Raw genomic sequence first — 13,000 nt, 5'->3', positions numbered from 1 at the left:
AAAACTGGCATCTCCAAGGTCAGCGACTAGGCGTATTCTTTCTTTAGGGTTTAGTGCTATACCTACATAATCATCATAACTTTCACGCAACTGTCTTAGGAAAATTATAGAGTGACATCTATTTCGAGAGACTAGAGCTCTATCTTTACCATGACCCATATGGCCCAAAAACCACAAAAAAGCCACTTAGTAGCTAAGTGGCTTTTTTGTTGAGAGTGTTATTTGTACTGCAGACAAGCTATAGACGCTAACCTAAAGTTGGCATCGAAAACTGCTTATCTTCTCGTATTGCTGCGCTAGGCCAGCGTTGAGTAATCGTTTTTCGGCGAGTAAAAAATCTAACGCCATCTGGTCCGTACATAAATAAATCTCCAAATAATGAGCGCTTCCAACCACCAAAGCTTTGAGAAGCGACAGGCACTGGTAATGGAATATTAACGCCAACCATACCCACCTGAATATTATCAACGAAGTAACGTGCCGCCTCCCCATCTCGGGTATAGATACACGTGCCATTGCCGTATTCATGTTGATTTATGAGCTGTATCGCCTCTTCCATTGTCTGCACACGCATCACCTGAAGCACTGGTCCAAAAATCTCTGCTTCGTAACTGTCCATCTCTTTTGTCACATTATCTATTAGAGTTGGACCCACAAAGAAACCTTGCTCATGACCTGTCGGTGCTGCACAAGAGCCATCAATGATGACGTTGGCTCCTTGGTCAGTAGCACTTTTGATATGCTCTAAAATTTTAGCTTTGTGCGCACCAGTAATGACAGGACCAAAATCATTTTCTTTGTCAGAATAAGCACCTAATTTCAACTGCTGTATGGCAGGCTGTAATGCTTCAACCATTTTATCAGCTATATCATCACCGACTGCGACCGCAACAGATAGCGCCATACAGCGCTCACCTGACGAACCAAATGCCGCGCCTAGTAGCGAAATAACCACATTGTCTAAGTCTGCATCTGGCATCACGATTGCATGGTTTTTTGCGCCGCCTAATGCTTGACACCTTTTACCTTGAGCGGTGGCTGTCGTATAAATATACTCTGCAATTGGTGTAGAGCCCACGAAACTTATGGCTTCAACATCTGAATGATGCAAAAGCGCATCAACGGCCTCTTTGCCACCATTGACGACGTTCAACACACCATCAGGCAATCCTGCTTCTTTCATCAATTTTGCAATAAACATGGCGGCACTAGGATCACGTTCAGATGGCTTTAGAATAAACGTGTTTCCGCAGACGATAGCCATAGGGAACATCCAAAGAGGCACCATCACAGGAAAGTTAAACGGGGTAATCCCAGCCACGACTCCAAGAGGATGGAACTCACTCCAAGAGTCAATATCTGGGCCAGCATTACGACTGTGCTCACCTTTTAATAACTCTGGTGCACCGCAAGCATATTCAACATTTTCGATACCGCGCTGTAGTTCACCAGCGGCATCATGTGAAATTTTTCCATGCTCTTCCCCAATTAGTCGACAGATTTCATCAGCATTTTTTTCTAGTAATTCTTTGAATTTGAACATCACTCTAGCGCGTTTCATCGGCGGAGTTTTACGCCATGCCGGAAAAGCGGCCTTTGCTGCAACGACGGCTTCATCAATCGTTTTAGCACCACCTAACGCAACCTGCTTGCTGACTTCACCCGTAGAAGGGTTATAAATAGGCTGAGTTTGACCGTCTTCAGTAATCGTATGACCGTTAATAAAATGTCCGATAGTTTGCATAATATATTCCTTTTATAGCATTGAGTTGGTAATTGGATTAAAAGTAAAATTTCCGTTTATTAGCTTGGTAAAACACCATCTGAGGCGCTTTCTGTCCATAGCAACGCATAAAGTTGCAGCATTTCTTCTAAATTAGGTATCCGAGGATTGTTGTTAGGCGAGCCTGAGCCAAACGCTTGGTCACACATCGTATTGACCAGCTCATCAAACTCTGTTTTTTGAACCCCAAATTGCGCTAATGTAGGCACCTTAAGCTCCGTATTCAAATCTTTTAAGTAAGCAATCAGCTTTATATTTGCTTGGTCGTCTGTATCGTTGAGTTCAGCAATACCTAGTGCACGGGCACAGTCTGCATAGCGATCCGGAGTACTTGATATACCAAACTCGGTAATCGTTGGTAATAACATCGCATTTGATAAACCGTGTGGTACATGAAAGAACGCCCCAATTGGCCGACTCATACCATGTACTAAGGCCACTGATGAGTTGTTAAATGCAATGCCCGCTAACGTAGAGCCCAACATCATCGCTTCACGTGCCGTTTCGTCCTTACCATCGTGATAGGCTTTTTGTAGATTGGGTCCAATCAAACGTAATGCCGCTAAAGCTTGCTGGTCACTATAAGCATTACGTTTTTGACTAACGTAAGCCTCGATAGCATGTGTCATTGCATCAATGCCCGTATCGGCAGTCGTGCGAGGGGGGACGGTCATCGTGAGACTATAGTCAATAATCGCTGCGACTGGCATGAACCCCATACCGACACACAATAACTTTTCGTTATTGGCCTCATCAGTGATGATAGTAAACTTGGTAACCTCTGACCCTGTTCCTGCGGTAGTAGGAATGGCAACAATAGGCAAGCCAGCTTCATTCACTTGACGAGGAAATTTATAGTCATTAATGACACCACCGAATTTACCCAAAATTGAAATGGCTTTTGCACTATCTATAGGACTGCCGCCGCCCAAAGCAATTAACCCATCATATTCTTGATGTCGTACTTGCTGCACACCTGATTCAATAGAGCTTTCAGTTGGTTCTGGCATAGTATCCGAGAATACATCAGCCGTGATATCAACCTCTTTTAAAATGGCTTGTAGTTTCTCTACATAGCCGAGTTTCACCATCATTTCATCTGTGATAATGAGTGGCTTTTTTATACCCAAGCTATCTAATATTGTCGGTAGCTTTTGACATGCATTACGCCCGACCTCCATTATTCTTGGGAGAAGAATACTATGTGACATATTTACCTATCCTTGTGTTGATCACGATATTTTTCATACTGTGTGTTTAATATTTTGTGTTGAATACTGTGCTAAAACGAACCCATTAACGTGCCTAAAGTTATGACAGCTATAAGTGCCAGCACAGGTACGGCAACAGCCACCACAAAAATATCTTTATAAGATTCTTTGTGCGTAAGCTGACAAATCACCAATAGCGTTATCACTGCGCCATTATGAGGAAGCGCATCCAAACCACCTGATGCGATAGACGCTACACGATGCATTAACTCAGGATTGATGCCAAATTGAGAGGCCAATTGAAGATAATTGTCTCCCATAGTATTGAGGGCGATACTTAGTCCACCTGATGCAGAGCCAGTAATACCTGCCATCACATTGACGAACACAGCTTCTGAAATCAGTGGATTGCCTGGAGATAAGCCTAATAAAAATTCTTTTACAATGATAAACCCTGTCAAAGTAGCGATTACTGATCCATAACCAACTTCAGAGGCTGTATTAAAGATAGGCAGTAGTGAACCAAGCGCACCTTCGCTAAGGGATTCTTTTAAGTTTTTCCAACGTTTCCAATTCAGCAAAATCATTGACCCACAAGATACAACTAAAGCAATGACGATAGCCCAAATACCGAGTACTTTAGCCAGTGGCACAGCACCGAACGCTTCACTCGCCAAATAGCTGTTATCCATGCTAGGTAATAGCCATTTCGTACAAATAAAGTTAATCAATATGACCAAGATAATGGGTAATAATGCCACCAGTAATGAAGGCTTAGCGCTACTATCGGTGACAACTAACTTATCGTTATGGTGCTCACCATAACCCTCCCCTGCATTGAAAGCTTTTTTAGCACGATAGTTAAGCCAAACCATGCCACCTACTAGCATAATCAAGCCAGCGATAGCACCAAGACCAGGGGCTGCAAAAGAATTCGTTTTGAAAAATGGCATGGGAATAGCGTTTTGAATGGCAGGCGTGCCTGGTAACGCCGTCATCGTAAAAGTCAAAGCACCTAGCGCAATTGCACCAGGAATCAGTCTTTTTGGAATATTTAATTCACGAAATAGAGCAGCAGCGATTGGGTATACCGCAAAACCTACTACAAACAACGATACCCCACCGTACGTCAAAATGGCACAAGCCATGACAATAGACAGAACCGCTTGTTTTTTGCCAAGTTTGGCGACCAATGATTCGGATATGCTCAATGCCGATCCTGAATCATCCATCAATTTACCGAATATAGCCCCTAATAGAAAAAGCGGGAAAAAACTGATGATATATCCGCCCAACCCTTTCATAAATACTTGGGTATAGACGCCTAGCATCGTACTGGCCTCACCACTCAACAGCACAGCTAGCATTGCTAATAACGGGGCTAACAAAATGACGCTATGACCACGGTAAGCCAAATACATCAGCAACCCTAGCGACAGCAAAATGGGGAATAAACTTATCATGTGCACTCCTTGTGCGATAACTACATCAAATCCATTTGTTAAAAAATCACATAACGATAGAATATTTATCGTTTTATAAAAATAACAGAATATTTTTATAATAACAAGCCTCAAACGGACAAATATTATCGTTATAATGTCTAGAAAGATTTGATGTCATCTGGTTAGGAGGCTACAGAGCCATGGTTAATACTAAAAAGAAGGGCTCTAGTGTTGAGCGGGTTTTGCAGATTGTAGAAATTCTAGCAAGATCGCAAAGACCGATGAGTGTGAGCGACTTAGCGGACACATTGGATGTGCCTATACCTAGTATGTATAGATTATTAGATCAACTACAAAATATTGGGTTCGTACAACTCGACTTACCCGGAAAGGTAACGTCTGGAAAAAGAACCTATAAGCTCGCGATGGATTTGTTGCAGAATAATCATTTCAAGATCGAAAGACTTGCGATATTGCAGCAACTATCATCACAAATAGGGGAAACTGTCGGTATTGCCATTATGCAAGACCTAGACATCGTCTATATCGATAGGGTTTTGTCTGATTGGCCGCTTCAAATATACCTACCCGTTGGGACTCATGTGCCCATCTGGGCAAGTGCCAGCGGTAAATTATTCTTATCACAACTATCCAATGCAAAATGCGAACGTATCATCGATAAAATATCTATACATGCATTAACCACCAATACTCAGACGGATAAAAAGCGTTTGATGCAGACCATCGCTGAGACTCGAGATACTAGAATAGGCATAGATAATGAAGAGTTTATTCCAGGCATGGTCGCCTGTGCTGTACTCATTCCTAATGATGAAAATAAAGCGTTTGCGACAGTGTTTACCCACGGCCCGACCGTGAGAAAAACTTTGGAAGAATTGCTGGAGTACGTACCTCTGATGCGTGAGGCCGCTTTGGAGCTAGCCGTGACTTTTAATCAGGATTATAAATAAGCTTATGAACAAGTGAGCTTAATATCCTATTGACACTGTATAGGCATAATAAATATGAGGAAGAAGAAGTGTCCGAAAGACACTTCCTCGAGTACAAGGTGAAATATTATGCTAGAGAAATCATAACAATTTTATTAATTAACCTTTATTAATTTAGCGTTTATAACGTAGATTGCACACATTGATTCATGATTTTCTCAGACAGCTCATAGCATACCTCTCGACTCTCAGCCTCTAGCACAATACTTAGATAATGCACATTACCAGCTATCCAATAGTTGATTAGATTAGAGCCTATACCGACCAAGTTACCTGTCTTCAATCCTAGAATATGAGGATAAGAACGCATAAGCTTATTGGTATTAAAAACTCTTTTTCCATTAAATTCAAAATATTTTAGAGAACAAAAAGCAGCTATTGCCCGATACTGACTGATAAACACTTTGGCAAGCTTACTCATGTCTTGAGCCGTTGTATAAGCACTTTTCTCAAGACCTGAACAACTGGTCCAATGACTGCCTCTTAAACCAAGAAAATATGACTGACGAACCATTTGTGTTACGAAAGTCTGTTCAGTACCAGAGTGCCAACAGGCTAAGGCAAATGCTGCTTCATTAGAGCTAGCGACTAAAGCAGACTCAATAAGTACTATTAACGGTATCTGTTCGCCCTTTCTATAAAACTGATAGTACTCACTACTACCCCTTAACAAACTAACCGGTATCTCTACCGTAGTTGTAACAGGATCGGTTTTATCCTGCATCACTTTATCCCAGACCAACATAACCGTCATTAATTTAGCCAATGATGCCATCATTTTTGGTACTGCTGACTTGTTTTCTATGATAAGAGGCTGATCGGTTATCTCATTATCGTTTAGTTTAAAACTCTCAACCAATATAGCGGCGTCCGTCTCAAAGTTTTCCATGGCAGTGCCTCCTATATTGTTAGCTCTGACTTCTAATTATATTCAGAATATTTTAACCCTCTATAAATAGCTTGTTGAGCCCAATACCATTAGAGGCTTTAATAAAAACATGGTCATAATCTTTAAGGAACTCATGTAGTTTCAAGCTTACGGCTTGTACGTCTTCAAAGTGATAAAGTGTTATATCTAGACTTTTGAGCTTATCAAGCAATACTTTGCTTTGACTACCGACTAAAATCAAAGCTCTGAAATTCATATTCTCAATGATAGGAGCCAACTGTAAATGGTACCTACTACTGTCACCACCTAGCTCTAACATATCACCCAAAATTAATACTTTTTTATGGGTAGATGCCTGTAACTGTTCAAAGGTTTCGAGTGCTGCCTGCATGGATAATGGGTTGGCATTGTAAGCTTCATCATAAAGCGTAATTGGTCGGTTTTGATAAGTCGTTTCAAGTACTTGCCCTCGCCCAGTCACGGCTTTAAAACTCTCTAATCGAGTAATGGCCGCACGGATAGGTAAATTATTATGGTTGACCACGGCCAAAATAGCCATCGCATTTAGCACCATGTGCTGACCACGGGCCTGTAAATTCAGCAGATAAGTCTGACCATCAACTGCTATCTGTGCTTGTGCCTCTTTCTGATTATAACTAAGTAGCTTAATTGTCGCATCGTCATGTTTACCATAGCTGACAACGTGAATACCCCATGTGGTTGCTAAACGCTCAATCAAATCATACTGCTCGATATCTCGGCAAACAATGGCAAGAGAACCTGGTGCCATACCTTCAAAAATACGTGATTTTTTGAGAGCAATAGTCTCAACATTATGATGATACTCAAGATGTGCGGGAGCAATATTGGTAATGAGCGCTATATCAGGGCGGACTAAATTGGTATTGGCAGACATAGAGCCAATCGCCATCTCTAATACCCAATAGTTTATAGAATAAGGCATAGAAGCCAAATTCCATGCAATACCCACTGGTAGATTTGCACTAGATTGAGTGTAGCTCGCACCGCCGAAACCATTCAGTACATGTGCCAGCATATGTACTGTTGTAGTCTTCCCAGCGCTACCGGTAATACCGATAACCTGACCATCAAAGACTTGACGAGCATATCGTCCAATCGCAATAGTCGCTTGACGTATATCGTGCACGTACAGCACAGGAATACTTGAGTTTTCGTATGCTATAACATCATCGGTGATGATGGCAGAAGCGCCTTTTTTCACTAAAGACTCAATCGACTTTTCAGATAAGTAGCCTACCGCCATATTTTTTCTTCGAGCCACGATTAACTGACCTGACTCAAAACTGGGTGGCCAAATGCATAATCCTGTTGCAGACCAATCTACTGGCGGTGTGACTAGCCACCTCCCCTTAGTGGCAAGGACCAGCGAATTGGCTGTTAAGACAGATTTCATATCTTGACTATCGGATGCTACTGGCTGGTTTTTGTCTTCGTTACCTGTATGGATTACATTATGAGTTAGTTGATACTTCTTTGCAGCGAGCTTGGGGTAATTGGCTATTTTTAAAAAATCAAAGTAACCAATAAGCCCTGATAGATAGTGCTCTACATCATCAATCCGTACTCTGAACGAGTGATGGCGAATAAAAAACCCATGCAAAATAGTTTGCGGGGATTTGTAAAACATGGCCATTTCTGGAAAGAAAAAACCATTTATAAGATGATTAGCACGTGCATGCAATGCCTGATAAAACCCTTGAACATCAAAACCTGCTAACACATCATGAAACTCCGGATGTTCATCTAGTTTTAATAGCATTTTATGAAATGCCATGGATAGCTCAAGCAATGTCGGAAAAGTAGTGATACGGTTTTTGATAAAATCGGTATAGCCTGCAATATTATTGACCGCAAACTGAAAATACTTTTTTTCAGGTTTATAAATGATCAGCTCGTTTGAGCAATAAGACAACCAATGGTCATGTGCTTGATGATGCTTGGCTTCAATGAAATAGTCAAAAGCACGAGTGACACAGTCAAGCCAACGTGCATCTTTGGTCAAGCCATATAAACGCATCATTGCAAATGCTGCCTCACCATCATAATAAATGATTCGGTTTTTGGCCTTTAGCGTTAAGTCTTTGCTATGTAGGACATGTACAAAGCTACCATCATCTTGTTGCATCGCGATGATGCCTAGCGCTAATTGCTCTGCCAACGCATGATAATCATCTGCTTTTGGTGTGTCTCTAAAGACTTGCAAATATTTAACGATTGCTAATATCGCAACAGCATTTGCGCCCAGCTTGATCTCTCCGCCAGTATCAATCACATATGCTTTGTCATCATAGAGCTGAATAAGTTCCTCAATTAGGTAGCTCATGGCATTATCAATACTAACTTTCATATTAGCCAAAGCAAGCTTAGCCTCATCGTTACGGTAGGCGTCAAAACTATGACAAGCTTCATAGCCTTCTATCAGTGCATAGGCACTACTGGCATGACGCAAGCTATTATAAGTATTTATCGTGCGGCCAAAACAAGGAAAATACCCATAGATATACTGGCCAAAAGGCTGTACCTGTCTGGCTAAGTAATTTGTAGACATCTCAATGATAGGCTGAGTCGTATTTGCCGATAGTGGCAACAACTTGCGGTGACCCTTAAAGCGTGGCTGTGTATCAAGGGTATGACACTCACCTGTATGCTCATCAATAAACATACCCGCCGTATTAAAACTAATAATGGGCAAGTCATCGCTAAAATCTGGGATTTGGCTACTGCCATGGCGCGCTTTTAGATACACATTCAGGTTATTATCATTAACCCCTGCATGAGAGACCGTGTTACCCATATAGAGGCAGGCATTAGCATTCAACTCCATTTCGGTGAGCAATAACCATGGCTCTCGCACACCTTCAAATGCAATGCCTGATCGGTAATAATTACGCTTAAAGCCCTTTAGGCTTTGCTGAAAATTTGACCAAGTAGTGAGTGAGGCTTGATTGAGCCACTCAAGCCTTAACCAAGCAATAGGAGCATCAAATTTTTCTGATAACTTATCGACCTTTGCCATTATCACTGGCAATATTTTTTCAAAATTAGAGACGTTACTAGTGTTATCTGCTTCCTTTAGTTTCAATAAATCATTAATAATAAAAGTGATTACTTTGGCTTTTTTCTGGCCATCAGAGACTGACAAGATGAAGGTAGTAGGCAGTGTATCTACTGCAGCATCTTGAAAATTCCCAGTACTATTTTCATTATTTATTTGGGTAATATGTGTTTGTACCCAGTGTTCATAGATGGCTGGTAAGTTATTTTTTAAGTGAGCAATCAAGCCATCAATGGTTGTATTTTCACTCATGTTTTATTGTCCTTTATTATTCACTATTTTTAGTATTTTGGGCACTATCCTATAGACCCTTAAGGCTTATTAACTATAGCTCAAAACGGTTATGTATACCCTGTAAAAAACGCCCCCAGTTTGGGAGCGTTTTAACGTTTACATTACGATTAGCCGATAATAAATAACTTATATGGCTTAAATAACTCAGACACCTGATATCAATTAAATAACATTGGTGATATCAACATCAATATTGACCTGTGTAGCCGAGTCAGTGCTCAGCGCCCACACATTATATTGTTGCCCATCAGCATCTGACGTCATGGTTTGGGTATTTACCCACGTTGCCGCATTACCAGATCCATCTGTATCACTGAGATCAGCGCCAATATTACCTAAGTCTACGGTATCATCGCTATCGCCTTTGATATAGATAGGATCGGAGGTTGTAATATCTGCTGCTTGTACGGTCAACGTATTCGCACCAATGCCACTTATATCTATCACATCAACTTCAAAGATATCAGATAAGCTGATGGTTTGATCTTCGCTTTCAAAGCTTAGAACATCAAGCCCTTCGCTTGAGACAGTCAATGACGTATCAGGAATATCAATAGAAGCTGCATCATCAGCAAGTGTGAAGCTACTGGCACTTACACGACCTGCAGCTGCACTTGAGTCGCTAGTTGTAGCTTGCCCATCACCATTGATGGTGATGGTCAGCATAGCCGTATCAATATTGCCATTACCGTTATCGATCGTATATTCAAACTCATCTGTTTGACCAATCACATTGACATTTTCGTTTGGTGTATAAGTATATTCACCGTTAGTGTCAATTGCCAAACTACCATAGTTACCTACGATGGTGGTGAGTCCACTGATCGTATCACCATTAATATTAGTTACGATTGTCGCTAACCCTGTATCGGTATCATTATCAAGCACATTACCAGTAGCTGGTACTAAATCGATATTAAGATTTGTGGTTATAATTGAGTCAGTCTTGACAGTGACAGATGTTCCTACACCAAGATTCAATACTCCGCTTCCATTGGCAACCACAATATAATATTTCGCACCACCAGAGAAAGTATCCAGTTCTAAAGCATCTCCTTTCCAAGTGCCGCCGATAACACCAGCTATACCAGCTGTGTAATCAAGCCAGTTTGGTACGGATTGAACCAATTCAGCTTGCGTACTACCTACTTCTTGACGATACACTAGGACATCAAAGTCCTTATCGCTACCAAGTGATAATCCTAATGCTTGGCTTCCACTACCAGATATCGTAAGGTCTTGTGTGGTATTGGTTGCAACATCTACTGTAAAAGCAGTACTTGAGCCAAGCAACGCTACATTAACCAAGTCACCGACGGCCCCAAGGCTAACCAAGCTACTAACGGTTCCAGTCTCGCTGCCTGTAGTACTTGCTATAACAGGTGTTATAGCAAGTCCAGCGGAGGCCTGATCATCAATAGCATCTGGTATTGTCGTATCTACTGTGACTGTCACAGCAGGTGCGTTACCGCTCACATTGTCCACAGCATCTTTGATGTTGTAGCTTAGCTCATACTTAGCATCATCTAAAGGCGTTTGCGGCGTTAAAGTATAGCTGCCATCAGTGTTTTCAGTGATCACTGAATCAACTACGATACCATTTACCACTAACTGCAGTGTTTCACCGTCACTAATAACATTGGCAGCAATTTCCAGACTTGGTGTATTGTCATTTGTGGTGCCATCATCTGCAATGACTTCTGAAGGTGTTAGTACACCACCGCTGCCGTCATTGGCTACATTGTCTGTGATAGTTGCCGCTGCGATTGGCGCAGCAGGTGCCGTAGAGCTGAGATTGATCACAAGTTTTGCGGTATCGCTGTTACCTGCTGCACCATTAGAGATGGTGTATTCAAACACCTCTGTTTCACCTGACGAAGCATAATCACCATTGGCCGTGTAAGTATAGTCACCATTTTCGTCAATCACTAGTACACCGTATTGCCCCTGTATGGTAAATACATTGACACCGTCGACAAGCTGAGATGTTAGCTCTGAAACCGTATTATCACTGCTTACGTCCGTCAGCTTAGTGTTGACCGTAACCGTATCCTCACCCAACTCACCTGTTACTAACCCATCAGGGTCAATCACGTTACCTGTGATGGCTATACTTGAATCAAAATCATATTCCGTTAGTGTGGCAGTGACATCGGTGGTTTCAAGCAGCGTTAAGGTATTGCTGAGCAATGCTTCTGCAACCGCATCCAATACTGGGTCAAGCAAACCTGCAAGTAGACCACCTACTAGTGCATTTTGTTGGAGTACATCAATCAAGTCATCGACACCCAGTTCATTTGTTTCACCCAATGCAACTGTGAGGATGCCTTTAACAGTAGTACCCAATTGCAAGATAGGATAATCAGTATTGAGTGAGGCTTCCACTGCATTTAAGACAGCCTCTTGGTTATCTGGACCTAAAACAATGCCTGAGTCACCCAACTCTGCCAACTCAACATCTTGTACTAAAGTGGCTAATGCGCTCTCACTTTTGCGCACCACCACTGTGTAATCTCCTGGCTCTAAACCAGATACGACTGCTGTTAATGTGTCATTACCAGTCAATCCCAATAATTCTAGACCTATTACATCACCCACTAGTGGATCACCACCAGTAGTACCGACATAAACACGGTCGCCATTACTATTGTAGACCTCGATATTGACTGCATCCGCTACTGCGACTAGCGCTGTCTGACTAACTTCAATACTAACAGTACCACTAGCGCCTTCACTTACCGTAAAGTCAAGCGTACCATCTGCACCGCTATCGCTTTCGGCGACACCAAGTACAGTGACGCTATCATTATTTACTGAAGGATAAGTAGTTACTTGTAATTCACCTAAATCGATATCATTGGAGTCATCTTGAGCGATGATGACGGTGGTATCAACCGTCACGCTAACAGCGGGCGCATCAGCACTCACGTTATTTGCAGCATCTATGAGGTTGTAGCTTAGGTCATGCTCACCATCAGTCAATGGCGTGGTTGGCGTTAAGGTCACACTACCATCGCCGTTGATCACAGGAGTTGAAGGTACAACCGCTCCATCAATGACCAATTGCGGGGTGCCGTTAGTTACTTGATCAGCAGGGACCGTCACACTTGGAGTATTGTCGTTAGTGACGCTGCCATCAGTAATAGTTTCTGCAGGGGCAAGCTCATCACCGCTGCCATCATTCGCGACGTTATCAGTGATAACAGGGGCGATAATCGGCGCCGTTGGTGCCGTGCTGTCAGGGGCACTCGCAGGATCCGATTCTACTGAG

Annotated in this window: 7 protein-coding genes; 1 reads left to right on the top strand and 6 read right to left on the bottom strand. The window is 42.1% G+C overall.

The genetic code is table 11. From position 1 onward, the window contains the following. Positions 1-247: 247 nt before the first annotated feature. The 3 genes from I6E83_RS08815 to I6E83_RS08805 form a co-directional block, all read right to left on the bottom strand. Positions 248-1,744 (bottom strand): CoA-acylating methylmalonate-semialdehyde dehydrogenase, encoded by a 1,497-nt coding sequence (locus I6E83_RS08815; protein ID WP_197101253.1) that lies wholly within the window; start codon positions 1,742-1,744, stop codon positions 248-250. 59 nt (positions 1,745-1,803) lie between these two features. Beyond that, positions 1,804-2,994, bottom strand: coding sequence for an iron-containing alcohol dehydrogenase (locus tag I6E83_RS08810; RefSeq protein WP_110924349.1), 1,191 nt, complete (start codon positions 2,992-2,994; stop codon positions 1,804-1,806). 71 nt (positions 2,995-3,065) lie between these two features. Continuing rightward, the gene (locus I6E83_RS08805) at positions 3,066-4,457 is read right to left on the bottom strand and encodes a GntP family permease (RefSeq protein ID WP_197101251.1); all 1,392 of its coding nucleotides are present in this window, start codon (positions 4,455-4,457) and stop codon (positions 3,066-3,068) included. A 182-nt stretch (positions 4,458-4,639) separates the two neighbouring features. Here I6E83_RS08805 and I6E83_RS08800 point away from each other — a divergent pair, with 182 nt between their 5' ends. Beyond that, a complete protein-coding gene (locus I6E83_RS08800) occupies positions 4,640-5,410 on the top strand; it encodes an IclR family transcriptional regulator (protein ID WP_197101249.1) in 771 nt (256 codons plus the stop codon). Positions 5,411-5,570: 160 nt separating this feature from the next. On the opposite strand, the gene I6E83_RS08795 is transcribed toward I6E83_RS08800, so the two are convergent. The 3 genes from I6E83_RS08795 to I6E83_RS08785 all read right to left on the bottom strand — a co-directional run. Then, positions 5,571-6,338 carry a D-alanyl-D-alanine carboxypeptidase family protein gene (locus I6E83_RS08795; RefSeq protein WP_197101247.1) on the bottom strand — a complete coding sequence of 256 codons (768 nt, stop codon included), beginning with the start codon at positions 6,336-6,338 and terminating at the stop codon, positions 5,571-5,573. A gap of 52 nt (positions 6,339-6,390) precedes the next feature. After that, entirely contained in the window at positions 6,391-9,687 is a 3,297-nt protein-coding gene (locus I6E83_RS08790; protein ID WP_197101245.1) for a UDP-N-acetylmuramoyl-tripeptide--D-alanyl-D-alanine ligase, read from the bottom strand. Positions 9,688-9,891: 204 nt separating this feature from the next. Beyond that, on the bottom strand, positions 9,892-13,000 hold a 3,109-nt coding region (locus I6E83_RS08785; RefSeq protein WP_197101243.1), incomplete at its 5' end, for a beta strand repeat-containing protein.

This window comes from Psychrobacter sp. SZ93C1 (assembly GCF_015864635.1).
GTDB classification, from domain to species: Bacteria; Pseudomonadota; Gammaproteobacteria; order Pseudomonadales; family Moraxellaceae; genus Psychrobacter; species Psychrobacter fozii.
This window is presented reverse-complemented; position numbering and strand designations above follow the sequence as displayed.

Excerpts from the sequence above, each read along its gene's own strand:
- I6E83_RS08815 (WP_197101253.1), bottom strand. The coding sequence starts at position 1,744 with ATGCAAACTATCGGACATTTTATTAACGGTCATACGATTACTGAAGAC.
- I6E83_RS08790 (WP_197101245.1), bottom strand. The coding sequence starts at position 9,687 with ATGAGTGAAAATACAACCATTGATGGCTTGATTGCTCACTTAAAAAAT.
- I6E83_RS08800 (WP_197101249.1), top strand. The coding sequence starts at position 4,640 with ATGGTTAATACTAAAAAGAAGGGCTCTAGTGTTGAGCGGGTTTTGCAG.
- I6E83_RS08795 (WP_197101247.1), bottom strand. The coding sequence starts at position 6,338 with ATGGAAAACTTTGAGACGGACGCCGCTATATTGGTTGAGAGTTTTAAA.
- I6E83_RS08810 (WP_110924349.1), bottom strand. The coding sequence starts at position 2,994 with ATGTCACATAGTATTCTTCTCCCAAGAATAATGGAGGTCGGGCGTAAT.
- I6E83_RS08805 (WP_197101251.1), bottom strand. The coding sequence starts at position 4,457 with ATGATAAGTTTATTCCCCATTTTGCTGTCGCTAGGGTTGCTGATGTAT.